We start from the raw sequence: 24,644 nt of genomic DNA, 5'->3' as shown, positions 1-24,644 counted from the left end.
CCGGGGGACTCGGGTGATTTTCGGAGCCACCCCTTCGAACTGCTGTCAGGCACCTACCCCGGCGGGGTCGGCGGCCCTGGTACGGAAGGCGGCGCGGTAGGCGTACGGCGTGGTGCCCACGGTTTTGCGGAAGCGTTCCCGGAACGCGGTGGGCGAGCCGAAACCGGCCTGACGCGCGATGCGTTCGACCGGTTGGTCGCTGCTCTCCAGCAGGTACTGGGCGCGCCGCACCCGTGCCCTGAGCAGCCATTGCAGGGGCGTGGTGCCGGTCTGCTCCCGGAAGCGGCGGCCGAAGGTGCGCTCGCTCATCCCCGAGCGGGCCGCCATCGCCGAAAGGGTGATCTCCTGAGCCAGATGGTCCTCGATCCACTGCAGCACCGGCTCCAGCGTCGAGCCGCGCGGCACCGGGGGGTGCGGGTGCACGATGAACTGGGCCTGTCCGCCCTCCCGTTCGAGGGGCATCACGGACATCCGGGCGGCGTTGGCGGCGACCGCCGAGCCCAGGTCCCGGCGGATCATGTGCAGGCACATGTCCAGCGCGGCGGCCGCCCCCGCCGAGGTGAGGATCCGACCGTTGTCGACGTAGAGCACGTCCGGCTCCACCCGCACCTTCGGGTGGGCTCGGGCCAGGGCGTCGGCGGCCACCCAGTGCGTGGTGGCGCGCAGGCCGTCCAGCAGGCCGGCCTCCGCGAGGACGAACGCGCCCACGCACACCGACGCGATCCGGGTGCCTGCACCGGCGGCCCGCCGCAGCGCTGCGAGCACCTCGGCGGACGGGGGAGGGGCGCCCTCGGCGCGGCCCGGCACGATGATCGTGTCCGCGTCCGCCAGCGCCTCCAGGCCCCGGTCGACCCGCAGGGTGAAGCCGCAGTCGGCGCGCACCTCGGGCCGTTCGGCGCAGAGCCGGACCCGGTAGGCCGGGCGGCCGTCCGGCAGCAGCGTCCAGTCGAACACCTGCATGGGCGCCGCCATGTCGAACGGCACCACGTCGTCGAGGACCAGGATCGCCACGGTGTGCATGACGCCCACGATAGGCGGGTTCCCGCCGGGGCCCGCGACCGAGGTCGGGGCCCTGTCCGCCACGGAGTCGCAGCTCAGAGGTGTTGGCGGGAATCCGTCGGAAGCTGTCACTTCCGCCACTGTGCGATCACCCGGGCGGCTCCTAGCGTGGCGGCGTACCCCAGCACCCCGTGGCCCGGAGGCGACGCCGCCCGATGACGAAGTTCCTGCTCACCCTGCACGTCCTGGCCGCGATCGTGGCCGTCGGCCCGGTCGCCGTCGCCGCCAGCATGTTCCCCCCGGCGGCGCGCGCGGCCGGGGACGCCGGCGAGCGCGGTCTGACCACGGTCCGGCTGCTGCACCGCATCTGCCGGGTCTACTCCGGCATCGGGATCGCTGTGCCCCTCCTCGGCCTGGCCACCGCCGCCGCGATGGGTGTCCTCGGCGACGCCTGGCTTGTCACGTCGATCACACTCACTGCCGTCGCCGCGGGAATCCTGGCCGCCTTCGTCCTGCCCCGCCAGGACGACATCCTGGAACGGCTCACCGCCGACGGCTCCGTGGAGAGGTCCGGCACGGTCCAACTCGCCATGTTCACCGGCGTCTTCAACCTGCTCTGGGCGACCGTCACGGTCCTCATGATCGTCCGCCCGGGTTCCACCACGGGGGCGTGAACGGGGGCGCGAGGTGTGCCGTGGCGCTCTACCATCGCGCCGCCCGCCGTCAAGGCCGATCCGTGAATTAGCACCCCCGTGTACTCGGGCGCCTACACTCAGCGGTCGTGCCCATGCGGATGGGCCGCGATGCGAAAGGCGCGTTGACGGGTGTTCCAGGATTCCCCCATTTACGACCGACTGATCTCGGAGCGCGGCGACGTTCCCTCACAGGTGCGCCGGGAGGCCGAGCGCGTCAGCAGGGAACTGGAGTTCGTCATGCAGCCGCTGAGCTCCTTCGGCGCGGCGCCCGCCGAGCGCCCCGCGCACCCCGGCAACGGCTGGCAGCGCACCGCCCTGCCGCCCGGGCAGCTCTGACTCAGCAGGCCGTCGAACCGGCACCGTCCAACCGCGAGGACCGGTGCCCGGGCGGCCCGGCCAGCCACTCCGCTATCGTCCGCGCGATCGGCTGGCCCGTGTCCACCTCGATGAAACCGAACTGCCCCGACTGGTTGCACTCCAGGAACCACCAGGTGCCGTCGGCGTCCTCGACGAAGTCGAACGCCCCGTAGGCGAGTTGGGCGCCGCGCAGATAGGCGCGCACCCCCTCGGCGATCCGGGCCGGCACCTCGGCCGGCTCCCAGGGCACGGTGGTGGAGGCGAACCGGACGTCCACCTCGTCCGGACGCGCGTCGGCCGTCACCGGCTGGCGGGCGGCGAGCAGGCGCTCGCCCACGGCGGTGAGCCGGATGTCGGCCCGCTTGGCGACGCGCCGCTGGAACAGGGTGGGCCCGAAGGCCACCGCGGAGAAGTCCGCGTCCGGGGCGACCCTGCTGGTCGGCACCGCCCGCGGCGGGTCCTGCGGATGCGCGCCGGAGACCGGCTTGACGACCAGGTCCGGATAGCGGCCGGCGAAATCGCGGGCTGCCTGCGGGAAGGTCGTGATCAGGGTCGCCGGCACCGGCAGACCGCAGCTCTGGGCGAGCCGCAGCTGCCACGGCTTGTGCCGCGCCCGGTGCGCCGCGTCCGGGTCGTTCATCCAGCGGGCGCCGCTGGAGCGCAGCATGCCGTACAGCGCCTGCGCGGACTCCTCCGTCAGCCAGGGCGACGGGCGCCGCGCACGGGCCGCCGGCGCCCCCGGACGGCGTACCCACACCGAGCGCACCCCGTCCAGGCTCACCAGCCGCCCCCCGGACGACAGATGGCCGCGGAAGGCGCCGTGCACATACTCCCCCGACAGCGCGGCCCCACCGGTCAGGTCGGCGGGATCGAGCCGGACCACCGGCACCGCGCGGGCGTTGAGGTGCACGATCACCATGTCGGCGGTGACGTCCTCTTCAGTGGTCAGAATCAGTACGGTCATAAGGGCTGTTCCGCGTTCAGTCGTCGAAGTGTGTCTTCGAGCCCGCGGTTGACGTCGTTGTCCCCAGTTCTCTGAGCAGTGCGTGGTCGCTGGCGGCGATCCGCCCGTCCAGGAGCACGTTCAACTGCAGTCCGGAATCGTAGGCGTAGACAGCGCTGACCTCGATGTCCGCTGCCGGACGTGCGTAGTTGAGTGCGAACGGCTGCATCGTCTCTCCCTCGCCGGTGCTGCTCCGGTCAAGCGAGGCACCCACCCTGGGACGTCGCTTGGTCCGCCGACTTCCTTCGGCTTCCACCCACTTATACGATTCGAACGGGTGATTGGTTTCCTTACTCTCCGTCACCATCATCGGCCCGGGTGGCCCGACTACCGCTCCCGGCCCGCCCGTTGGCCGACACGGGGCCCGTGCTCCATCACCGTCCCGGCGGACCCGCGCAGCGTGCGCAGGGCCAGCAGGAGTACGCCGATGTCGTCCAGGTACACCGGATCGGGGACGAGGTCGACCGGCAGCACGAAGTACGCCAGCGCGCCCCAGAACACCCAGCGCGGACCGGTCGGCAGGCCCGCGCGCCGCAGCCGGCGCCGGGTCCGCACCAGCCTGACCAGCACCGTCACGGCCAGGGCCAGCAGGGCGGCCGCGAGGACCGCGGCGAGCACGATCAGCTGTGTGGTCGAGTCCACCGGTGCCTCCTCACTCGTGGAGCGCGTACGCGTCTCCTGACGGATTCCCTGCTGCGGCGCGCGTATGACCCGGCACGCCGACGGTAGCCGCCGAACATCTGTCCCGGCTGTGACGCGCGGCTCATCCGCCCGGACCACTCGGGTGGCGGGGCGGGACGGACACCCCTAGTAATGGTCTGCGTACAGTCGCGTGTCGCTTCGGGGGCGCATCACCGGCAACGCATCTCCCCTGGAGCCGAGCATGATCACCCGCTCTTCGTCACCCAGTACCAACGACTCCGACATATCCGCCGCCGTACCCTCGGCTCCGCCCGACGCGTCCGGGCCCGCGCACCACGATCCGGTCGGCGGCCTCCTGCACGCCGCCGTGGCCGACCGGCCCGTGGAGGAAGTCGCCCACCTCATCACCCTGCTGGAGCACTCTCCCGACCACGCCCGGGCCACCCTGGAGGCGCTCCGCGCCGTCGGCGTCGACCGCTCGGTCGAGGACGTCACCCAACTGGTCGACCTGCTCACCCGGCCGCCGCGCACCGCGCGCAGCGCGGACGAGACGATCCGCGCCGCGGCCGAACAGCGCCCGCTGGACGACGTGACCCGGCTGGTGGCGCTGCTGCACCAGGCCGACCTCGAACCCCACTGCGGGCGGGAGGCGGTCCGCGCGGCCGCCACCGGCCGCCCGGTCGAGGAACTCGTCGAACTGATCCGACGGCTGTCGCAGGAGTCCGGCGAGACCCCCGCGTCCGTCGAGGCCGGAGAGGCCGCGGAGACCGGCCGGCCCGCGCAGGGCGCCGAGCCCGAACCGCCCGAGGACTCCGGGCCCGTCGCCGAAGGGCGCGCGGCCAGGACCCTCACGGCCCGGCGGACGGTCCGCCCGCCCGTCTGGCCGGGCAGGTTCGCCGTCGCGGCCCTGGTGCTGTGCGCGGTGGCCCACTTCCCGCTCTACCGCGACGGCGCCTCGCTGCGGGTCTACGCCCTCACGCTCGGCATGTCGGTGGTCTGCCTGGCCTGGGCGCTGCTGCTGACGCTGCGGGTCGACGCGGTGGTCCTCGCGGGCGCCGCGGTCCTGCCGGGCGCGCTGGCCGCTGCCCAGCTGTTCGAGGGCGGGCTGCCCTCGGCGGGCCTGTCCCGGGCGCTGGACCTCACCCTCGCCCCGGCGTGGGCCGCCGGACCGGTCGCCGTCGGCGCGTGCCTGGTGGCCCTGGCCGCCCTGCTGGTCCACCTGACCGTGCGGACGCGGCCCGGCGCCGAGGCACCGGATCAGGAACCGGCGCGGGTCGGTACGGCGAAGTAGCAGGCGTCAGCCGACGTCGCTGTGGCGCTCCGCGGGCTCCTCGTCCCGCGGGGCGCCCACCGTCGTGCCCGGGCGCCTGGCGAGGGCGCTCTCCCGCAGCCGTCCGAAACCCCGGGTGAGCTGCTGGAGCGGCGACTCGGGCCGGGGCCGCTCCGGGGGCGGGGCGTCGCCGGACTCCCGGTAGGCGGCGAGCGCCTCATGGGCCTGCTCGGCGGCCTCCCGGTACAGGTCGCGGGACTTGGTCATGGCCTCCAGCGCGTCGGAGTACATGGCCACCAGGGCCCGCTCGCGGGCCAGTTCCTCCTCGAGGGTGAGCAGCCCCCACCGCTCGCGCAGCGCGGTCACCACCGCCTCGGCGCCGTCCGGCAGTGGCCTGGGCAGCGCGGCGTACCGGGTGACCGCGGCGATCAGCTCGGCCGGTTCCGAGCCGTCGAGGAAGACGCTGCGCACCGTGAACCCGGCCGCGTCGTAGTCGGCCGGGGCCACCGGGCCGGGCAGCACCACGGCGCCGCCGCGCGGGACCTCCGCCCCGGTGTCGCGCAACGCCCAGTTGACGTAGCGGAGTTGGTGCGGGGCCGCGCGGTGCTCGACCACCCGGTGCCGCAGGCCCGGCGGGAGCATCCCGGCGAGCGGGGTCCGGCCGCGGCCGTCGGTGGTCATCGCCTCGTGGACGACGACATGGATCGTCCAGCCGTCCCGGGCCGCGTCCTTGAGCAGGCGGCGCAGCGCCTTGTCGTCGTCGGGCAGGGGGTTGATGCCGCGCAGCCGCCCGCCGGTCAGCGGCTCGTGGTCCCACTCGGAGTCCGGATCGGACGGCCAGAACAGGGCGGCGGGTGACGGCCACCGGGGGTCCCAGGGGCGCTCGGCCTCCGCGGCCAGCTCCCAGTGGCCGGTCCCGGAGAGGGTGAGCCGGGCCCGTACGGTCACCGAGCCGTCGGCCCGCAGGCGGGCCTCGAAGACCCTGGTGTCCTCGGCGCCGTCCTCGGCCGGTTCTCGGAAGTCGTCGAGGGCTCCCTCGGTCTGGTGCCGCCGCAGTGCCCGCCGGACCACCTCCTCGGCGGACGGGCCGCTGTGGCGGCCGCGGGCCAGCCAGATCGTGGGGTCGGTGGCGGGGCGGACGGTCGACGTGCTTGGCATGGGTCCTGGGGGGACGGGGGCAGGGACTCGTCCCAGTATCGACTGCGCCGACCGTCACGCGTCACCCGGGGGTCCGCACACGGGGTGTGCGCGGCGCGCTCCGGCCGGGCACCGCGCACGCGTGTCCCGGCGCGGTCCCGGGCTGAAGAATGGCCGGTGCGCAGGGCCCGCCCGTCATCCGCGTCGGGGCGGGCCCTGCGCCCGCCGGTCAGCCGTGGTACTTGATGTAGCCGTTGCCGTCCGGGTCCGAGCCGCGCTTGGTGTAGGAGTGCGAGTCGGCGCCCGCGCCGGTGGGCTTGGTGAGGTAGATGGAGTCCTTGTCGTTGTTCCAGATGAAGTTGCAGTTGTCGCGGTAGACGACGTTGTTGGCGTCGGAGTCGTTGCCGTGACCCCCGCGCAGCTTCACCTGGTCGCCGGGCTGGAGGTAGTGGTTGGCGGTGAAGACGAACCAGTTGCCGGCCGCGTCCTCGACGACGTAACCCTTGAGGTTGACCGTCTTGGTCGACGAGTAGTTCTTGATCTCCAGGTACTCGCCCTTGGAGTTGCCCGTGGCGCAGTTGTTGGAGTCGCTGCCCGGGGCGTCGTACTGCACCCCGCGGATCTTCAGTGCCGACGAGTACTCGGCGGCCTGGGCCGGCGTGGCGGTGAGCGCGGCCAGGGTGCCGGCGGCGGCAGCCGTGGCGAAGAACAGGCGTGTGCGCATGGCGAAGTCCCCCCATGTGAAAGTTCAGTGAAGAAACAGGATCATATGCAAAGACGTGGTCCTGTTTTCCACTTCCCCCGGAACTCCGCCCGCCGGTCAGTAGCGCTGGGCCTTGGCGACCTTCGCCGTCAGCTGCGGTTCGGCCGGCTTCCTGCTGATGGCGAGGGGCTGGGCGCGTTCGCCGGGCTCCAGGTCCTCGGCGCCCACGTAACGGGTCTCGACGACGTTGCCGTCGGCGTCGCTGAAGTCGACCTGGACCGCGTAGGAAGCGGTCGCGTCCGTGCTGTTGGTGATGTTCACGACGACGGCGAGCAGACCGCCCGTCTGCGACCTGGGCTTGCCGGTGAGGGAGACGTCGGCGGTGGCGTTGCCGCGCCCGTCGACGTCCTTCAACTGCTCCTGGGCCGCCGCGTTGGCGCGTGCCACCTCGGCGGAGACGGACGCCTCGAACTCCGAGGCCCGGGCCGAGGCCGAGGAGGCGGCCGCGGAGAGCGACGCCTTGACGGACTCGGCGGCCGAGGCCAGCGCGGAGGGCGCGCTGCCGGAGAAGCTGGCGCTGACGGGGGGAGTGGGCGTGCTGTCCGCGCTGTCGCCGCCGTCGTCGTCCGAGCAGGACACGAGCGAGACCGCGCCCAGCGCGGCCACCAGGACGCCGGTCAGTGCCCTGGCCGCCGAGTGCTTCCGGGACGGGCTGGTCGGTCGTCGCATGGGGCCTGTGCGCATGGCTGGTGATCCTTCCGGTCGGACTGTCGCGCCCCCCGGCGCCATCGTGCACGACGCGTAGTCGGCCAGCCACTCGGGTTCCTCACCGGTGGGCGGCACGCGAAAGGGCCCGGGGTGGAAAGCCCCGGGCCCTCGCACGAACCGTCGGGCTCAGGCGCCGCTCTCGCGGAGCATGTCCTCACGCTCGACGATCTTCACGCGCTCACGGCCCTGCTGCTCGCCCAGCGCCCTCTCCGCGGCGTCCAGCCTGTACCAGCCCTCCCAGGTGGTGAAGCGGATCTCGCGCTCGGTGAGGAACGCCTCCACGGCCTCCGGGGCGGGCGCGTCCGGCGTCTGCAGACGGCCGCCCGCGAAGTCCGCCAGAAGGTTGGCGACCGTCTCGTTGGCGTCGCCCTTGGTGTGCCCGATGAGGCCCACCGGGCCGCGCCGGATCCAGCCGGTGACGTACGTCGAGGTCAGGTGCTCGCCGGACTCCTGCATCACCCGGCCACCCTCGTCCGGGACCGTGCCCGAGTCGATGTCCCAGGGCAGCTTGGGCAGCTTGTCGGAGAGGTAGCCGACGGCGCGGTACACCGCGTTCACGTCCCAGTCCGTGAACGCGCCGGTGCCCTTGACGTTGCCGGTGCCGTCCAGCTCGGTGCGCTCGGTGCGCAGGCCCACGACCTGCCCGTCCTCGCCGAGGATCTCCACCGGCGATTCGAAGAAGTGCAGGAAGAGTTTGTGCGGGCGGTCGCCGACATCGCGGATCGCCCAGTTCTCCAGGGTCTTGGCGACCATGTCGACCTGCTTGTTGGAGCGCCGCTGCTCGATGGAGCCCTCGTCGTAGTCGATGTCCTCGGGGTTGACGATGACCTCGATGTTGGGGGAGTGGTCCAGCTCGCGCAGCTCCATCGGGCTGAACTTCGCCTGCGCCGGGCCGCGGCGGCCGAAGACGTGGATCTCCACGGCCTTGTTGGCCTTCAGGCCGTCGTGGACGTTGGCCGGGATCTCGGTGGGGAGCAGCTCGTCCGCGGTCTTGGCGAGGATCCGGGAGATGTCCAGCGCCACGTTGCCGACGCCGAGGACGGCGACCTTCTCGGCCTCCAGCGGCCAGGTGCGCGGGACGTCCGGGTGGCCGTCGTACCAGGAGGCGAAGTCGGCGGCGCCGTAGGAGCCCTCCAGTTCGACGCCGGGGATCTTCAGCTCGCGGTCGAACATCGCGCCGGTGGAGAAGACCACCGCGTCGTAGAAGGAGCGCAGGTCGTCCAGGTGGACGTCGGAGCCGTAGTTCACGTTGCCGAAGAGGCGGACCTGCGGCTTGTCGAGGACCTGGTGCAGGGCGTTGACGATGCCCTTGATGCGGGGGTGGTCGGGGGCGACGCCGTAGCGGATCAGGCCGAACGGGGCCGGCATGCGCTCGAAGATGTCGATGGAGACACCGGGCTCGGCGGCCACATCGGACTTGAGCAGCGCGTCGGCGGCGTAGATCCCGGCGGGGCCGGCTCCGACAATGGCTACCCGCAGGGGGCGGGGCATGATCAGGTTCCCTTCGAGCGATGACAAGCAACTCGATGGGAAGCCTAAGCTAAGGCAACCCTAAGTCGGTACGCGGGTCCGGTCTATGAGCTCATAAGCCGGACTTATGAGTGAATCCGGACCGTGCGGGACCGCTCCCGGCGCCCCGCGGAGGGGCCAGCGGTCGCGTCCTCCCGCCGCATCGCCCGCACCCGGGCGTCGAGGAACGCGTCAAGGTACCGCACCCGGCCGCCGCCCCGAGCCGGGGGCGGTCGGGGCGGCCCCGCTCAGGGCAGCGGCTGCTCGGCCCAGATGACCTTGCCCCCGGCGGTGTACCGGGTGCCCCAGCGGTCGGCGAGCTGCGCCACCAGGAACAGGCCCCGCCCGCCCTCGTCGGTCATCGTCGCGTACCGCAGATGCGGGGAGGTGTTGCTGGTGTCGTAGACCTCGCAGATCAGGGTCCGGTCGCGCAGCACCCGCACCCGGATCGGACCCTCGCCGTACCGGACGGCGTTGGTCACCAGCTCGCTGAGGATCAGCTCCGTGGTGAACGACAGGTCCTCCAGGTCCCACTGTGCGAGCCGCCGGCTCACCGAGGTGCGCACCCGGCCGACGGCCGACGGCTCGGACGGCACGTCCCACTCGGCGATCGAGTCGGCGGGCAGCGCCCGGGTCCGCGCCACCAGCAGCGCGATGTCGTCGCCGGGCCGGTCCGGCAGCCGGGCGTCCAGCACCGTCCGGCAGGTCTCCTCCGGAGTGCTCCCGGACCGCTCCAGAGCCTCGCGCAGCAGTTCGAGCCCCTCGTCGATGTCCCGCTCCCGGTCCTCCACCAGGCCGTCGGTGTACAGCACCAGCCGGCTGCCCTCCGCGAGATCCAGCTCGGCCGTCTCGTACGGCAGCCCGCCGAGCCCGAGCGGCGGACCCACCGGCACCTCCGGGTACTCCACCGAGCCGTCCGGGGCGATCACCGCGGGCGGCGGATGACCGGCCCGGGCCACGGTGCAGCGCCGGGAGACGGGATCGTAGACCGCGTACAGGCAGGTCGCCCCGGTCACCGGACCGGTGCCGCCCTCCTCCGCGTCCTCCGTCTCGTCCTGGTCGATCCGGGCGACCAGCTCGTCGAGCAGCGCGAGGAGTTCCTCCGGCGGCAGGTCCAGCGCGGAGAAGTTGTGCACCGCCGTTCGCAGCCGCCCCATGGTGGCCGCCGCGTGCAGCCCGTGCCCGACCACGTCACCGACCACCAGCGCGATCCGCGCCCCCGACAGCGGCAGCACGTCGAACCAGTCCCCGCCCACCCCCGCCTGCGCCGGCAGATACCGGTAGGCGATCTCCAGCGCGTTCTGCTCGGGCAGGCTGCGCGGCAGCAGACTCCGCTGCAGGGTGACCGCCATGCTGTGCTCGCGGGTGTACCGGCGGGCGTTGTCGATGGAGACCGCCGCCCTGGCCACCAGCTCCTCCGCCAGCTCCAGCTCCTCCGCGTCGAACGGCTCCGCCTTACGCGAACGCCAGAAGCTCACCACGCCGAGCACCAGCGCCCCGGTGCGCAGCGGCACCGCGATCAGCGAATGGATGCCGTACTCCAGCACCTGCGCCGACCGCTCCAGATCCTGCGCCTGCCAGCCGGGCGCCTCGCTCAGCCGCGGCTCCAGGACCGCCCGGCCGTCCCGCAACGCCCGGGCCTGCGGCGAGGTCGGCACGAACGTGATCCGCCGGCCCACCGGGTACAGCGGCGCGTCCTCCCGGACACCGTCGGCGACCGTACGGCGCAGCGGGGTGACCGTCTCCGGCCGGCCGCCGTCGAGGACGGCGCCGAACAGGTCGACGGTGACGAAGTCCGCGAACCTCGGCACGACCAGTTCGCCCAGCTCGTGGGCGGTGCGGGTCACGTCCAGGCTGGTGCCGATGCCCACCCCGGCGTCGTAGAGCATGCTCAGCCGCTCCCGGGCCGTCTCCGCGCGGCCGGACAGCGCCCGCAGCTCGGTGGAGTCGCGCAGGGTGGCCACGCTGCCGTGCGGGCCGCCCCGCAGATTCGTGGGCCGCTGGTTCACGGCCAGCAGCCGGTCCTTGACCAGGTGCACCTCGTCGGTGGCGACCCGGCCGGAGCCCAGCAGCTCGGCGGTGTCCGCGGCGAGCCCCAGGTCGGACACGGGACGGCCCTCGGCGTCGGCGGGCAGGTCCAGCAGCCGGTGCGCCTCGTCGTTGGCGAGCAGCAGTCGGCCTTCCTCGCCGACGATCAGCACGCCCTCGCGTACCGCGTGCAGCACCGCGTCGTGGTGCTCGTACATGCGGGTCATCTCGTGCGGGCCCAGTCCGTGCGTCTGCCTGGTCAGCCGCCGGCTGACCAGGGCGGTCCCGCCGGTCGCCAGGGCCAGCGCGGCCGCCGCCGCGCTCAGCACCAGCGGCAGCTGCCGGTCGGCGGTGCCGCCGACGGTCGCCGTCGTGATCCCGGCCGACACCAGGCCCACCACGTTCCCGTCGTCGTCCTCGACGGGTACGACGGCCTGCACCAGCGGCCCGATGGTGCCCGTGAGCTCCTCGGTGACGACCTTGCCGCGCAGCGCGGGCTCGATGGTGCCGACGAACTTCTTGCCGATGCGGTCCGGCTTGGGATGGCTGTAGCGGATGCCGTCGGTGTTCATCACCACGACGAAGTCCACCTTGGTGTCCTCGCGCGCGGCCTCGGCGCGCGGCTGGAGCACCGACGAGGGGTCGGGCAGCTCAAGGGCCTCCCGGGTGCCGGGCGCGTTGGCGAAGGACTCGGCCACCGCCACCGAGCGGTTGCGGGCCTCCCGCGTGCTGTCGTGCCGTACCTGGAGCACCAGAGCGACCACGGCCGCCACGACCAGCAGCACCACGATGACGACCTGGAACAGGAACACCTGGCCGGCCACGGTGAGCCGGCTCAGCGGTGACCGGTGCCGCCGGCCGTGCCGGCTGCCGGAACGCTCGCCGCCCGTCGCCCTCCCCCCGCGCACACCACGGGCACGGCCGGGCGCTCGGTGGGGGCGCGGACCGCTGGGGCGACGGAGCGGCCGGGCCCCGGAACGCCCCGGGAGTCGGACCATGAGCCATGTCTACACTGCCGGACCGCGCGAGGCGAGAGGCGTCACACTTCGTGACAACTCGACCTCCTGTTCCCACCCGGCACCTCACGGGTTCACAGGCTCACGGGTTCACGGGTTCACGGGTCTCCCGGGGCGAAGCGGCGGGTGGCGAGGAGGAGCGCGATGTCGTCCGGGCGGTCGGCGGTGTGCCGGGCGGTCGCGGTGAGCCGCTCGGCGATCCTCGGCAGGGACTGCCCGCCGGGCAGCTCGGCGGGGGTGCCGGCCCGGGTCAGCGCCACCCGCAGCCTGCCGATGCCGTCGTCGATGTCCCCGCCCGGCCGCTCCACCAGCCCGTCGGTGTACAGGGCGAGCACCGCCCCGGGCTCGACGGTGAACTCGGTGACCGGGTACTGCTCCTGCGCGTCGACCCCGAGCACCACGCCACCGCGCAGCTCGACCAGGTGCGTACGGCCGTCGGGGCGGCGCAGCAGCGGCGGCAGATGCCCGGCCCGGGCCGCCCGGGCCGCGCCGGTGACCGGGTCCAGCCGGATGTAGCAGCAGCTGGCGAAGAGCCCGGAGTCGATGTCGATGAGCAGCCGGTTGGTGCCGCTGAGCACCTCGTCGGGCGGCCGGTCCCCGAGCGCGAAGGCCCGCACCGCGGAGCGCAGCTGGCCCATCGCGGCCGCGGCCTGCACGCCGTGCCCCTGCACGTCACCGATGACCAGGGCGAGCCCGTCGCCGGCGGTGACCACGTCGTACCAGTCCCCGCCCACCTCCATGCCCTCCGTCGCGGGCAGGTACCGGCCCGCGGTCTCCATCAGCGGATGCGCCGACAGCCGCCGGGGGAGGAGGGCCTGCTGGAGGCCGCGGGCGAGCGCCGCCTCGCTCTCGTAGCGCTGCGCCTTCTCCAGGGCGTGCGCGATCAGCCCGGCGAGGGCGGTCAGCGCGGCGCGCTCCTCGGTGCTGAAGCCGCGCGGCCGGTCGAAGCCGAGGATGCACGAGCCGACCGGGCGTCCGGAGGCGATCAGCGGCAGGAAGGCCCGCGCGCCCTCCGTGGCGTCCAGCGCGATACCGGGGTAGGCGTCCTTGAGCTGCTGCATCGAGTCGAAGAACAGCGGGCGCCCGTTGGTCAGGGTCTCCACGCCGGGCAGCCGCGCGTCGAGCCCGATGCCCTCGAAGGGCGCGAGGAACCCCGGCGGGAAGCCGCTCTCCCAGGCCAGGAAGAGATGACGGTCCTGGAGGAGGTAGATCGCCAGCTTGCGCCCGCCGAACGCGGGCAGCAGCTCCCGCATGACCACCGCGGACACCTGCCGCGCGGTGACCGCCTCGGTGAGCGCGATCGCGAGCACGATCGGCCGGTACAGCGGCGCCAGCGACGGGTCGACGACCGCCTCGGCGTGCCGCGTCTCCCCGGCCGGCGGGGTGCGCCCGGGCGGTGCGACGCCCCCGGGCGGCAGCACGTCCTCGACCGGCGGCGAGTCCTCGGCGGGCTCGGCGGCGGGCGCCCCGGCGACCCGGTGGGCCGGGCGGACCGTGCAGGTCAGCAGGTCGGGGCCGGGCAGCAGGGACATCGCGAGCCAGTCGCCGTCGTACGGCCCGGCGCCGTCCGGGCCGGGCCGGCCGAGGTGGAAGTGCAGCGGCTCGGGCGACAGCAGCGCGCCGCGCATGTGGTCCTCGCAGCCGGGCTGGTTCAGCCACGGCACGGCGTCCCACAGCGGCACGCCCAGCAGTTCCGCCAAGGGCCGCTCCAGCAGTTCCTCGGCGCGCGGATTGGCGTAGACGATCGTCCCGAGCCGGTCCAGTGCGAAGACGCCCTCGGGCAGCAGGTCGGCGGCGGTGCCGGCGGCCGCCCCGGCCCCCGGATCCAGTACGGCGCCGTGCACGACCGCGGCGGGGGCGCCCGGGGGGCCGGGCGCGGTCCAGACCTCGACGAGCCGCAGCGAGCCGTCCCCGGCGTGCGTGTACAGCGGCACCGGGTGGGGGCGCCCGCCGGCGGTGTCCCGCAGGGCGGCCAGCAGGGGCTCGACGTCGGAGGGGGCCACCAGGGCGTGCGCGAACGTCCGCGCGTCACCGGTGCTCCCCTTGGCCGCCGGTCCCAGCAGGGCGCGCAGCCGCCCGTCCGGGGTCACGGCCCCCGTGCCGGGGTCCCAGGTGAAGAATCCGGCCCGGCCCGGCGGACGCGCGGCGGGCGGCCGTACGCACAGCGGCTCGCCGTCCCACAGCAGCTCCTGTTCCGGTACGTCCTTCAGGCGGCCCGCCAGCTCGGCGGCGACCCGGGCCAGGCGTTCCCGCTCGGGGATCAGCTCGATGGCGTCGGAGGCGGAGGGGCGCAGGACGGTCAGGACGCCGTGCGCCTTGGGGCCGACCCCGACCGGCACGTACAGCGAGCCGAACTGGAAGGGCAGGCCCGCCGCGAACTGGGGGTAGCGGCGCATCGTCTCCGTCGCGTTGGCCAGCACCACCTCCACGCCCATCCGCAGGGCGTCCGCGACCGGGAACGGCCGGTCGACGTGGAGCCGCCACCAGGGCCTGAACAGGGGGCCCGGCAGACCCACGAGCACGGACAGCCGCAGGGTTCCGGACGTGCGCGAGCGCAGGTAGACCCCGGCCGCGTGCCCGCCGCCGACCCTCAGTGCCTCCAGCGAGGCGTCGATCAGCAGCTCCGTCGGCCGTCCGGGCCTCCGCTGCGCGTCCTCGGCGCTCCCAGTCATCGGCCCCTACCTCGTCCGTGCGCTGTCGCACGGGGCGACACAGCAAGAATGCGCCACATGGACCGCCCGGCGCACCCGGGGCGGACGCGACGGGCCTCTCCGGCGGGGTGCGGCGCGGGGGTGGGGCGGCGTCGGGGAGGGGGCGGTCGGGGGCCGGGGCAGGGTGCGGGCCCGGTGCTCCATTCGGGTGGGGGAGGTGGCTGGGTCGGTGAGGTGGTGTGGTGGGGCCGGGGGTGAACCCGGGCATCCGGTTCGATCCTGGATCAAGGGGCGGTGCCCCGGTACATGCCACATGCGTTTGCCTTGATCATGGACGGGTAGTCCGCAACCGGCCCTAATTCAGCATGTGTTGGAATTCTCCCTGCGCAAGTGTCCACAATTATTGACACTTTGATCCTCGGTACTGGACGATTGAACTATCCGATCGGACGCACATCCGTGTGTCCGCCCTGTCCACGGGGCGGCGCGGTGAGGGGAAGCAGGATGACTCCGCCGTTAGGGCCCACCGCCTCCGAGCCCGACGCCGGGGGCGGCTACACCGAGCGGGATCTGGCCGAGACCTGTGCCCACATCACCGAACTGCTCAGCGAGTGCGCGAGCCTGATGCAAGCACTGGGCCCCGAGGGCCGGTGGGAACCGTCGAGCCCCGACGCCACCACCACCCGCGCCGAGGCCGCCCAGCTCCTCGCCACGATGTCCCGGCTGCTGGCCCGCACCCGGCACGGCCTGCGCAAGGTCGACGCCCGGGCCCGCCAGCAGGCGTACGAACTGGAGCACTACCCGCCGCACGACCTGTGAGCGGACCAGGGTGTCACCTGCGCCGCGCGTCGTCGATGACGGCGCTGAGGATCTCGTCCATCTCGGTGAGCGGCCCGCCGTCGCCCGGTGGCTCGCCGCGGCGCGTGCGAGCCGCGCTCGCCTCCTGCTCGTAGGCGTCGGTGACCGTCCGCAGGACGCGCAGCCGGTCCACGACCGGCCTGAGCCGCGCGGCCAGGGCCTCGCTCTCGGTGTAGAAGCAGAAGCCGGGCAGGGCCCCGAAGAACCGTTCCATCCCGGCGACGTTCTCCGGGCTCGTCCGGCGGCCCTCGGTGAACACGTAGTGCACGGTCTGCCGACTCAGCCCCGAGCCACGGGCGATCTCGCTGTAGGTGTACGGCCGTTGCGACCGACCGCGGGCCCGCCGGGAGGCCGGACGCTTCAGGCGCGTGGCGCGCAGGAAGAGCAGCCGGGCCAGATACGGCGCCTGCGCCGCGGCCTGTGGGCCGCCGGTGTCCGGATCGGCGCCCGCGAGGAGTTCGGCGACGCGGCCGGGCTCGATGCCGCTGTCGTAACTGAGCCGGCCGGGGTCGAGCAGCCGTGCCAGGTGGTCGCGTGCCGTGGGCGGCAACGCCCTTTGCAGTTCGTGGAGTTCCGCGAGCAGTGTCGCCAGGCACTCCGGTGCGGGGTGTGCGTCCGACGCCCCGTCCGTCGGTCCGTTCACGTGGGTCTCCGTCGCTCGCCTGCGTGACGATCCGTGCGATGGGGGCGCAGCGGATTGCGTCGATGGTACGGGCGGTCGCCGGGCGTGAGCCGGAGCGGCGGGAAGCCTGAACAAGGCTTGACCGTTCGGGCATTGCCCGTGTCAGCGCGCCGATGGAAGAGGACGCACACTTTCCGCCTGTGGGCCCCGGTCGCCCCGCACGACCCGGAGCTGGACGCGTTGGCCCGCCTCCAGGGAGCGGAAGCCGGTCGTCTGGATCGCGGAGTAGTGGACGAAGACGTCCTGGTGGCTGCCGATGTCGATGAAGCCGTAGCCCTTCTCCTTGTTGAACCATTTGACGGTGCCTACGAGCGGGCGGGAGAAGGCTGCGTTCGGAAAGAGGAGGATGCGCCTGTCGGGGCCCTGCTCGTGGATGGAGACGCGATCGCCGAACCGGCTCGCGATGTCACCGAGGGTGAGGAACTCCGCCTCCTGGGGAACGCCGTTCGTGACCGCGGTGATCAGCTCATGGGTGAAGGCGCGCACGGAATGCCGGGCGTCTCTGGTGGGTCTGATGAAGGTGCAGTGGCGGGGCGCCCGGAAGGGATCGAGCGCGGCCCAGACTCTGTTCGAGGCACTGGTGACGATGTCGAGGATCAGTACCTTGAATTGGGCCGGGCTGTCCTCCAGCAGCGAACGAAGTGTCCTGAACGGCAGCGAGGTCGACTGGGTCAGGTCGCGCCTGGTGTCGGAGAGGGCGAGGTAGAAGTCCCCGTCCGCCTGCTCCATCAGGTAACCCGAGTAGTAGATCAGGAGGGTGTGCTCGGCCGAGCGGACGTGGTCGGAGAACAGTGAGTCGTACGTCTCCTGGCGGGTCTGGTTCCAGAGGAACGCGACGTTGCGGACGTCGAAGGCACCGCCTCCACGTCTGGGCCCGAGCGCCGTCGCGAGGTCGTGTGCCGTGCCGGCGGCGTCCGGCAGGTTCGGGAGGTCCGCGTACCGGTCGGCTCCGATGATGACGGCCCGCGAGCGTGCGGGATCCACGACGTCGGGGTTTCGCCGAGTTGACCTGGGGGGTGTGGGGGCCGGGAGGAGGTGCGGGATACGCGTGGCCGAGAGCCGACCGTCTCCCCGGATCTCGTGCACCATGCCGACCACCCTGCCGTGCAGGTCGACCACTGCCGACCCGTGTATGGGCAAGGGATCCGAGGCTGCCGGTGCAAGGGTGAAGTCGTCCCCACGGACTGAGGCAACCCGGTAGCGGGCCTGCACCGCCTCTTCCGACTGGGTGAACCCGTCCCAGCTGAAACCGACGACGAGGGCCCAGTCCCCGATCGACGGCGTGGGAGCGGAGGGGAGGGGTGGCATCTGAGGGGCGCTCCCGAGGTCCGGACTCGTCAGCAGGCGCAGAGGCGATCGCGCTGGCTCAAGCGTCAGTGCAGCGTGCCAGGTATGGGGTGACCTCCACGGGCGCGATTCGATGCGCAGGGGTGCGGTACCCGCTGGGAGCTGAGCCAGGGGCGCCAACACCTGCCCACTTGAAAGCAGGAGCCCAGAGACCGACCCCTCACGGTCCGGGGTGATCCGCACCACCCGAGGCTCCACGGCTCTGGTCAGGTTTCGGATCAGTGGGGAAATGGTCCTGCCTTGCAGGGCGTCGACGTTACGGAGGAGGAGGGCCATGTCGCTCAGCCCTCTTGCCTGAGCGACATGGGCGAGGCGATCGAGGGAGCTGAGGCGAGCGAAACGCGCGAGGACCGGCCAGAGTCCGTCCGGCGGTTCCAGGTCCGGGAAGTCCCGCCGGTCGCTCCACTCCACGAAGTCGCCGACGACGTAGTGATTCGACGGGCGCGAAGCCGCGGCCATGATCGTCGGGCCGTTGGGCACCGACTGGCATACGTAGTCGAGTGCGAGTGAGAACCAGGTGAGGGGAAGTTGCCTCTCGTCCGACGCGGACATGTAGGTGACCGCCGCGGCCTCCAACAGTTGGCGCGACATCTCGGCCGGGTGTCCCAGGCGACGGATGTCGAGCGCCGCCCGGAGGACCGCCTCGGCGTGGGCGGGGGCATCGCGAACGCGCCTGACCGTCTGCGCCTCCACGGCGGGGGACGGAACATCCAGCAACTCGATCAGGTCCAGGTCTGTCCGCGGTGGGCCCAGATCCGTCGGCCTGAGTTCGCCCAGCACCAACACCGGGTGGCTGGAGTCCATCAGCTCCACCAACTCACTGATGGCAGCGGTCGACCGACGGTCGGACCTCAGCAGAGGGGAGGGCAGATCGGTCAGGATCACGGCTGTGCGCGGAGTCAACCAGTTGGCCGCGTCCCTCAGTTCGTCCGCGGACTGAGGGACCCGGATGGTCCAGTCGTCCGGCAGCGAGGCCACGGCCCGGTCGATGGCCGAGGTCGTGCCCGTACCGGCCTCGCCCACCAGCAGCGCGAAAACGCTGCGCCCCCGCAGGGCCCGGGTCAGTACCCCCTGCAACTGGTGGTCCACGTACCGCTCGACCGGGTCGGGCCCGGACCGAGGGGCGGGCGCCACCCGCTTCCGAGCCGCGAACGGCACCGCCTCCGGTACGAGCCCCCGCTCGGCCGAGCCCTCCCCGCCCCCGCCCCCGCGCCCCGCGAGGAAGTCGCCGCCGCTGGCCGCGCCGTACTCGCTGATGCCGGCGCCCATCTCGCGCCGTACGAGTTGCTGCACCGCGGTGATGGAGTCCCGGCGTTGGCCGCCGAGGAGGGCTTCGCGGACCCCGGGGCGGAAGTCGAAGGAGAGGTGGTCCGGGTCCGTCACCGCGTCCTGGCCCCAGGGGACGAAGAGGCCGCCGAGCGCGACCTCCGCCAGGTGGCCGTGCTCCGCGTCGGGGAGCAGGGTCTGGCGGACGAGGTTCATGACCGGCAGGCTCAGCGGCACCGCGGAGAGGAATCCGGCCAGCCGTTGGGCGAGCGGGGACGCCCCTGCCCTGAACCGGCGCAGGACGTCGTCGGCTTCGTACCGGGTGGGGGGTGAGGGCTCCGCAGACGCAGGCGCAGGCGCAGACGTCGTCGGCTGCGCGCGGGGGATCGTCAGGCACGGCACCCGCGTCCACTGCCCGCTCCCCGCCACCAGCTTCGCCAGGTGCAGCACGGACGCCGGCTCCGCCTCCACCACCGGGATCGCCAGCACCTCGGGCGCGGGCCGCAGCCGTACGCTCCGGCGGCGGCCGGCCGTGGTCGCGCCCAGCCGCCACGACGTGTTCGGCGACGCGGGGCCCACCGAGCGCACCGGCATCGGGCGCGGCCGTACCGCGCCCCGGTCCCACAGCCGGCGCGGCAGCACGTTCAGCAGCGCCACCGGGCCGTGGGCCGCCCACTGCCGAAGCATGCGGGCGACGTCCGCCTCCGCCCAGCCGGACGCCACCGTGTCCGTGACCACCAGGACCAGCCGATGGCCGGACGGGTCGGACACCTCCTGGACGCTGCGCCGCTCGCCGTCGGGTGTGCGGGCCACCGACAGCGGCTCGGCGGAGGCCGGGTCCGTGCCGCGCAGATGCCAGGTGCGTACGTCGCGGAAGATGCCCGTCTGCACGAACAGCCGCCGCAGTTCGCCCACCAGGTCGTGCCAGAGCAGCATCGAGTGGTGGGCGTCGACGACGAGAGCGAGGTCCAGTCGGCGGCCGCGGCGGGGCCGCAGCACCGGTGTGGGGAGGCGCTGCTCGATGGTCCTGCGGACCGTCAGCTCCTCGTCGAGTTCACAGTCGGACGGATTGCCTCCCCAGGTGTCCGTCGACCGGCCCAGGGGGCGCAGCGCCCGCATCACGGCGAGGGGGTCCCGCACGGACGAGGCACGGCGGATACGGACCCGTTCGATGCCCTGCCGTACCGGACCGGGGGTGTCGGTCACGTCGCCCGCGCTGTAGAACTCCTCCTCCGGCACGGGGTCCGGCCCGCCCGGGCCCCCGGCCGGGTGGTCGGGCGGGGGCTGCTCCGCGCACACGTCGGGGAGGTCCGGCTCGGACCCCGGGTCCGGGTGCGCGGTGCCGCCGATGCGCGCGGCCAGCCAGAGGATGTCGGCGAGTTCCTCCGGCCCGGCCTTGGCGCCGGACTCCTCCAGCGCCCGCAGCAGCCGCTCGATCACGCCGACGGGCCCGTCAGCCGTTGCAGTACGGCGTCGAGGAAGTCCGCGCGCTCGTCCGCGCCCGACCACGCGCCCTTCAGCCGCAGCTGGACGGCGTTGAGGAGCTGGTCCGTCGCCAGGTCACCCTCGGTGCGACGCTCGACGAAGTCGGTGATGAGGTCCTGGTAGCGGTCCTCCCGGGTCGAGGCGTCGAGCTTCAGCCGCTGCCGGACGATCTGCTTCAGCTTCTCCTCGCGCGGCGGCTCGACGTGCAGCCGGATGCAGCGGCGCAGGAAGGGCGGCGGGAAGTCGCGCTCGCCGTTGCTGGTCAGTACGACGACCGGGAACGCGCTGCACTGGACGCGGCCGCGGTCGATCCCGGCGCGCAGCTCGGGATCGTCCTGCGTGCCCACCTTGATCAGGGGCTGACGTGCGGCGATCCGGGCCAGTTCGGGGATCTCGAAGGAGCCCTCCTCGAACACGGTGAGCAGGTCGCCGGGCAGGTCGATGTCGCTCTTGTCGATCTCGTCGACGAGGAGGACCCGGGGGCGCTCCTGCGGCAGCAGCGCCGTGCCGAGCGGTCCCAGCCGCAGATACGGCGCGATGGCGCTGCCCGAGGAGGAGCGTCCGCCCGTCCGGCGGCGCGGCGGCGCTCCCCGGCCGGCCTTGAGGTGGCGCAGGTTCGCGTCGTGCAGGCGGCCGATCGCGTCGTACTGGTAGAGCCCGTCGCGGAGGGAGCTCCGGCTGGTCACCGGCCAGTGCAGCACGGGTCCCAGTTCCAGGTCGGCGGCGATGCTGTGGGCCAGTGTCGACTTGCCGACTCCGGGCTTGCCGGTGACGAGGAGTGGGCGGCGCAGATACAGGGCCGTGTTGACGGCGTCGATCTCCTTGTCGTCCGGCACGTATCCGTCGCCGCGTTCGTAGGTGTCGTCCCAGGCCGGTCCGGCGGTGCCGGGCGGGGTGTACTCCGGGTCGGGGGCGCCCTTGAACTCCCGCCACGGCGGCCGGTTCTCGTCGAGCCGGGCGTGCTTCTCGGCGACCGTGCCCGCGCCCCGGTAGATCCACCAGTCCTTGGCGGTGTCCATCAGGCTTCCTCTCGTCGGCGTCGGTTCATCAGGACAGCGACCGCGTGGGAGGTATCCGGCCGGGGTTGTCGTAGAGCAGCGCGAGCGGATGCCGCTCGACCTGGGCGCGTTGCAGCCGCGAGGGCAGGGACGCCACGTCCAGCGGCTCCGGCGGGTCGCCCTCCAGCGCCGTACGGATGGGTGTGCCGGGGGTGGTCGAGGGCCGGCGCCACACGGCGATGGGTATCCCCCCGTCGAACACCGCTCCGAGGGTGTCCGTGACCAACTCCCCCGTCACCTCGGCCAGTACACAGACCGGGGACCCGTTCCGCTGGAGTTCGTAGGCCAGCCGGTCCGACACATGGGTGTCGCTCACGTCGTGGACGGCGTCCGGGTGCAGTCCGCCATTGGTCTCGTACCACTGCCACTTGGCCAGCCACGGGGCCTCCCCGAGGCTCCCCAGGCGTTCCTCCGGGCAGCGCAGCACGACTTCGTAGCGGCAGCCGAGGATCGCCGTACCCGATCCGCGACCGGTGGGCACCAGCCAGGTCTCGAACGGCACCGCCAGCAGGTCGTAGGGGACGTGGATCTCGATCCGGCCCGGCTGTGACGCGGCGTGCGCGAGGAGGTGTTCGCCGAGCGCGGTGCGGATCGCGTCGAGCGACATGGGCTCGGGGTGATCGCCCACACCGTCGAAGTCCTTTTCGTACGACCACAGTTGGAGCCGGTAGGAGTCCTTTTCGTCGTCCGGGGTGAGCCGGATGTGCAGCGCGGGCGGTTCGGCGGCCCGGGGCGGCGGGAGCGGGACGGCAGCCGCGCCGAGGCGCTTGCGGGTGCGCTCCACCCAGGCGTTCGCCTTCACCACCCACGGCGAGGGGTCGGCGCGGGAGGCAAGGAACTTGATGAACGGCAGCGCGAGCGGCACGGAGCGGCGGGTGCCCTGGCGGTCCTCCAGATCGTGCACGATGCCCGTCAAGTGCTCGGCGGGCAGGGTGTGTTCGACGGGCGGTACGCAGCCGGTCGCCTCGAAGGCCCACCGGTACGCCGCGTAGGTGTCCCGCGGCAGATCCGCCTTCTCGGACACCAGCTGTCCCAGCTCCGTCCAGGCGGTCTGGTCGAGGGCGAGTCCGCCGGAGGGTTCGGCCGCTGTGCCGTCCTGCGTCCAGTGGTCGCCGTAGAGCGACGATCCGTCCCAGCCCACGGCGATCTCGAACTGCGGCTCCTGCCAGGCCGTGCCGTTCGCCTTCATGACGGCGAAGTCCGTCTGCACGTCGCGGGCGATGCCGGCGAGGCCGAGGGTCGCCTCCTCGAGGGTCCGCCCCTCCAGCCGTCCGAGGAGGGTGTCCGTGAACTGGCCCCCCTTGCCGTCGTTCATGGCCGCCTGCCCGGGCCGGGCCGCGTAGAGCGTGAACTGCATGCGCCGGGTGCTGTCGCCCGCGGTGTAGTTGACCTGCGGGAAGTTGCGCTTCAGCCGCGCGGTGTCGATCCGGCAGGCGTCGCCGATGGTGACGGTGCGCCGGAAGCGGCCGCCGCCGACCGCGGTCGACTGCCACAGGTGCAGGGCCGAGGTGAGGTTGAGGTGGCTGACCTGACCGGCCGTCGCGTCGGCGTACGGCAGCAGCAGGTGGCGTTGGCGGTTCATGAAGCCGTGCCCGGCCCAGTAGATCCACAGCAGGTCGCCGTCGCACCGGGGGAGGTCGGTGAAGAGCGCGTCCTCGACGTTCCTCTGCGTCGCCGGCTTGGCGTGCGCCGCGACCTCGCCGTCGGCCAGCGGTGACAGCAGCAGGTGCACGTTGCCCTCGGGTACGCCCCCGGTGCCGGTGAGCCAGTCGGCGAAGCGGACGGCGTCGCGGGCGGGGCCGGCAAGGCGCAACTGGGTGTCGAGTTCGTACGCCTCGACGCCCACCACGAGCGCGAAGGTCCGTTCCGGGGTGATCGGCGGCTCGGCGGCGGGGGAGGCGCCCGTCACCGCAGCGCCTCGGCGATCCGCTGGAAGACGGGGGCGAGTTTCCAGTAGGCGCTGTGCGACACCGGGAACGGCATGTCGCTGCACACCTCGTGGTCGGTGACCCGGGCGTCGCCCCGGAAGACGGGCTCGGCGAGGTAGGACAGGACGTCCCTGCGGTCGTAGATGTTGAGCCAGTCGGGGAAGCCGGACGGCAGTTGGTCGCCGGGCTCCAGACCGGCCAGCGCGCCGAGTTCGTGCAGGAACGGGGCCTGCGAGCCGGCCGTGACCAACAGCCGCACCGGCAAGGGGGGTTGGCGGCGGGAGGCGAGGGCGAGGGTGTCCACCAGGGCGATCCCGCCGAGGCTGTGGCCGATGACGACCGGCGGCTCCGGGCTGCCGCCGATCACCTGCTCCAGGTGTGCGCGCAGGTGCTCGCCGCGGGACTGGTAGCGAAGGATGTCACCGATCTCCGAGGCCTTCTCGGAGGTGACCTCACCGCGCTTGCGGTCCAGGAAGGACTGGGTGGCGACGCGTTGCGCCAGCCGGGACAGGACGCCCGCCGTGCGCATCAGCACGCCCCGCACCTCACTGTGGAGCCGCGTGCTCAGCAGGCCGACGAGCCGGTCGCGTTCCTCACCGGTGCACAGGGCGGTGTCCTGGGCCTCGGCGAGCATCACGGCCACGAGGGCGCGCGCGGTGTGGTGACCGAGTTCGGCGGCGGTCGCCTCGTCCGCGGCCGCGGGGCAGGCGGTGTGGAACTCCTCGGAGTCCTCCACCGTCCGCAGGGCGTGCCGGTAGCCTCCCGCCAGCCCGGTCTCCCTGAGCAGTACGGCGAGTTCGTCCTGCGGGGCCGGGTCGCGGGGCAGGGCCTCCAGCGCCTCCCGCACGCCTTCGCCGGGCGCCCGGTGTCCCAGCACCAGCCCGAAGCCGGGGTCCGTGTCCTCCTCGGAGCCGGCCGGGGCGCCGAGTTCGGAGAGTTCGGCGAGGACCCTCAGTTCGCACAGTGGGTCGGCGAGGAGCAGCAGCCATTCGGCGTTCCCGGAATCCGCCTCCGTACCCGGCTCCGGCTCCGGCCGCATGCCCGGTACGGAGGCGCCGCCGGCGCTGAGTTCGGCGCCGAACTCCTCGCCCCAGTAACAGGGTTCGACCTCCGCGCCCGGGAACTCCCTGAGCAGGCCCGCCTCGACCAGTGCGAACAGTTCGTCGAACCGTTCCCGGCGGACACCGGTCCCATGGACAAAGACGAACCTCATGCGTCCCCCGACCCCGACGTGCCTGTAGC

Annotated in this window: 19 protein-coding genes; 4 read left to right on the top strand and 15 right to left on the bottom strand. The window is 73.0% G+C overall.

Going from position 1 to position 24,644, the window contains the following annotated elements:
- Window positions 1-45: 45 nt before the first annotated feature.
- On the bottom strand, window positions 46-1,020 hold the full coding sequence (locus ABT296_RS19310; protein WP_351928809.1) for a GlxA family transcriptional regulator: 975 nt from the start codon (window positions 1,018-1,020) through the stop codon (window positions 46-48).
- A gap of 194 nt (window positions 1,021-1,214) precedes the next feature.
- On the opposite strand from ABT296_RS19310, the gene ABT296_RS19305 reads away from it, so the two are divergent.
- Window positions 1,215-1,673, top strand: a complete 459-nt coding sequence (locus ABT296_RS19305; RefSeq protein ID WP_351928807.1) for a hypothetical protein — start codon at window positions 1,215-1,217, stop codon at window positions 1,671-1,673.
- A 150-nt stretch (window positions 1,674-1,823) separates the two neighbouring features.
- On the top strand, window positions 1,824-2,030 hold the full coding sequence (locus ABT296_RS19300; RefSeq protein ID WP_351928805.1) for a hypothetical protein: 207 nt from the start codon (window positions 1,824-1,826) through the stop codon (window positions 2,028-2,030).
- Window position 2,031: 1 nt separating this feature from the next.
- Here the strand turns inward: ABT296_RS19300 and tgmB are convergent, their stop codons facing one another.
- The 3 genes from tgmB to ABT296_RS19285 form a co-directional block, all read right to left on the bottom strand.
- Window positions 2,032-3,015 carry an ATP-grasp ribosomal peptide maturase gene (gene tgmB / locus ABT296_RS19295; RefSeq protein ID WP_351928803.1) on the bottom strand — a complete coding sequence of 328 codons (984 nt, stop codon included), beginning with the start codon at window positions 3,013-3,015 and terminating at the stop codon, window positions 2,032-2,034.
- 16 nt (window positions 3,016-3,031) lie between these two features.
- Window positions 3,032-3,223: a putative ATP-grasp-modified RiPP gene (gene tgmA, locus ABT296_RS19290; RefSeq protein ID WP_351928801.1), complete on the bottom strand. Its 192-nt coding sequence runs from the start codon at window positions 3,221-3,223 to the stop codon at window positions 3,032-3,034.
- Between the two features lie 158 nt (window positions 3,224-3,381).
- A complete protein-coding gene (locus ABT296_RS19285; protein WP_351928799.1) occupies window positions 3,382-3,696 on the bottom strand; it encodes a YkvA family protein in 315 nt (104 codons plus the stop codon).
- Between the two features lie 241 nt (window positions 3,697-3,937).
- Between ABT296_RS19285 and ABT296_RS19280 the strand changes: the two genes are divergently transcribed.
- Complete coding sequence (locus tag ABT296_RS19280) at window positions 3,938-4,987, top strand: hypothetical protein (protein ID WP_351928797.1); 1,050 nt, start codon at window positions 3,938-3,940, stop codon at window positions 4,985-4,987.
- A 6-nt stretch (window positions 4,988-4,993) separates the two neighbouring features.
- Here ABT296_RS19280 and ABT296_RS19275 read toward each other — a convergent pair whose 3' ends face one another.
- The 6 genes from ABT296_RS19275 to ABT296_RS19250 form a co-directional block, all read right to left on the bottom strand.
- Complete coding sequence (locus ABT296_RS19275) at window positions 4,994-6,124, bottom strand: hypothetical protein (RefSeq protein WP_351928795.1); 1,131 nt, start codon at window positions 6,122-6,124, stop codon at window positions 4,994-4,996.
- 208 nt (window positions 6,125-6,332) lie between these two features.
- Window positions 6,333-6,827 (bottom strand): lamin tail domain-containing protein, encoded by a 495-nt coding sequence (locus tag ABT296_RS19270; RefSeq protein ID WP_351928793.1) that lies wholly within the window; start codon window positions 6,825-6,827, stop codon window positions 6,333-6,335.
- A 96-nt stretch (window positions 6,828-6,923) separates the two neighbouring features.
- Entirely contained in the window at window positions 6,924-7,550 is a 627-nt protein-coding gene (locus tag ABT296_RS19265; RefSeq protein WP_351928792.1) for an FxLYD domain-containing protein, read from the bottom strand.
- Between the two features lie 150 nt (window positions 7,551-7,700).
- Entirely contained in the window at window positions 7,701-9,065 is a 1,365-nt protein-coding gene (locus ABT296_RS19260) for an FAD-dependent oxidoreductase (protein ID WP_351928790.1), read from the bottom strand.
- A 266-nt stretch (window positions 9,066-9,331) separates the two neighbouring features.
- Window positions 9,332-12,109 (bottom strand): SpoIIE family protein phosphatase, encoded by a 2,778-nt coding sequence (locus ABT296_RS19255; protein ID WP_351928788.1) that lies wholly within the window; start codon window positions 12,107-12,109, stop codon window positions 9,332-9,334.
- A 116-nt stretch (window positions 12,110-12,225) separates the two neighbouring features.
- Window positions 12,226-14,799 (bottom strand): SpoIIE family protein phosphatase, encoded by a 2,574-nt coding sequence (locus tag ABT296_RS19250; protein WP_351928786.1) that lies wholly within the window; start codon window positions 14,797-14,799, stop codon window positions 12,226-12,228.
- Window positions 14,800-15,282: 483 nt separating this feature from the next.
- Between ABT296_RS19250 and ABT296_RS19245 the strand changes: the two genes are divergently transcribed.
- Window positions 15,283-15,597 carry a hypothetical protein gene (locus tag ABT296_RS19245; RefSeq protein WP_351928784.1) on the top strand — a complete coding sequence of 105 codons (315 nt, stop codon included), beginning with the start codon at window positions 15,283-15,285 and terminating at the stop codon, window positions 15,595-15,597.
- 13 nt (window positions 15,598-15,610) lie between these two features.
- Here the strand turns inward: ABT296_RS19245 and ABT296_RS19240 are convergent, their stop codons facing one another.
- The 5 genes from ABT296_RS19240 to ABT296_RS19220 all read right to left on the bottom strand — a co-directional run bounded on the left by ABT296_RS19240 (window position 15,611) and on the right by ABT296_RS19220 (window position 24,615).
- The gene (locus ABT296_RS19240) at window positions 15,611-16,279 is read right to left on the bottom strand and encodes a hypothetical protein (protein WP_351928782.1); all 669 of its coding nucleotides are present in this window, start codon (window positions 16,277-16,279) and stop codon (window positions 15,611-15,613) included.
- A 141-nt stretch (window positions 16,280-16,420) separates the two neighbouring features.
- Entirely contained in the window at window positions 16,421-20,371 is a 3,951-nt protein-coding gene (locus tag ABT296_RS19235; protein ID WP_351928780.1) for an SAV_2336 N-terminal domain-related protein, read from the bottom strand.
- The gene (locus ABT296_RS19230) at window positions 20,368-21,435 is read right to left on the bottom strand and encodes an AAA family ATPase (RefSeq protein WP_351928778.1); all 1,068 of its coding nucleotides are present in this window, start codon (window positions 21,433-21,435) and stop codon (window positions 20,368-20,370) included. The genes ABT296_RS19235 and ABT296_RS19230 overlap by 4 nt, the downstream gene beginning before the upstream one ends.
- A 28-nt stretch (window positions 21,436-21,463) precedes the next feature.
- Window positions 21,464-23,383 (bottom strand): VMAP-C domain-containing protein, encoded by a 1,920-nt coding sequence (locus ABT296_RS19225; protein WP_351928776.1) that lies wholly within the window; start codon window positions 23,381-23,383, stop codon window positions 21,464-21,466.
- Window positions 23,380-24,615, bottom strand: a complete 1,236-nt coding sequence (locus ABT296_RS19220) for an RBBP9/YdeN family alpha/beta hydrolase (RefSeq protein WP_351928774.1) — start codon at window positions 24,613-24,615, stop codon at window positions 23,380-23,382. The genes ABT296_RS19225 and ABT296_RS19220 overlap by 4 nt, the downstream gene beginning before the upstream one ends.
- Between the last annotated feature and the right edge of the window lie 29 nt (window positions 24,616-24,644).

It is taken from the genome of Streptomyces sp. NPDC000983, from assembly GCF_040299205.1.
Taxonomy (GTDB): domain Bacteria; phylum Actinomycetota; class Actinomycetes; order Streptomycetales; family Streptomycetaceae; genus Streptomyces.
The sequence above is the reverse complement of the archived record's forward strand: the minus strand, read 5'-3'. Positions and strand labels throughout refer to the sequence as shown.

Coding starts and splice junctions, on each gene's coding strand:
- ABT296_RS19310 (WP_351928809.1), bottom strand. CDS start 1,020: ATGCACACCGTGGCGATCCTGGTCCTCGACGACGTGGTGCCGTTCGAC.
- ABT296_RS19305 (WP_351928807.1), top strand. CDS start 1,215: ATGACGAAGTTCCTGCTCACCCTGCACGTCCTGGCCGCGATCGTGGCC.
- tgmB (WP_351928803.1), bottom strand. CDS start 3,015: ATGACCGTACTGATTCTGACCACTGAAGAGGACGTCACCGCCGACATG.
- tgmA (WP_351928801.1), bottom strand. CDS start 3,223: ATGCAGCCGTTCGCACTCAACTACGCACGTCCGGCAGCGGACATCGAG.
- ABT296_RS19280 (WP_351928797.1), top strand. CDS start 3,938: ATGATCACCCGCTCTTCGTCACCCAGTACCAACGACTCCGACATATCC.
- ABT296_RS19275 (WP_351928795.1), bottom strand. CDS start 6,124: ATGCCAAGCACGTCGACCGTCCGCCCCGCCACCGACCCCACGATCTGG.
- ABT296_RS19270 (WP_351928793.1), bottom strand. CDS start 6,827: ATGCGCACACGCCTGTTCTTCGCCACGGCTGCCGCCGCCGGCACCCTG.
- ABT296_RS19265 (WP_351928792.1), bottom strand. CDS start 7,550: ATGCGCACAGGCCCCATGCGACGACCGACCAGCCCGTCCCGGAAGCAC.
- ABT296_RS19260 (WP_351928790.1), bottom strand. CDS start 9,065: ATGCCCCGCCCCCTGCGGGTAGCCATTGTCGGAGCCGGCCCCGCCGGG.
- ABT296_RS19255 (WP_351928788.1), bottom strand. CDS start 12,109: ATGGTCCGACTCCCGGGGCGTTCCGGGGCCCGGCCGCTCCGTCGCCCC.
- ABT296_RS19250 (WP_351928786.1), bottom strand. CDS start 14,799: ATGACTGGGAGCGCCGAGGACGCGCAGCGGAGGCCCGGACGGCCGACG.
- ABT296_RS19245 (WP_351928784.1), top strand. CDS start 15,283: ATGACTCCGCCGTTAGGGCCCACCGCCTCCGAGCCCGACGCCGGGGGC.
- ABT296_RS19230 (WP_351928778.1), bottom strand. CDS start 21,435: ATGGACACCGCCAAGGACTGGTGGATCTACCGGGGCGCGGGCACGGTC.
- ABT296_RS19220 (WP_351928774.1), bottom strand. CDS start 24,615: ATGAGGTTCGTCTTTGTCCATGGGACCGGTGTCCGCCGGGAACGGTTC.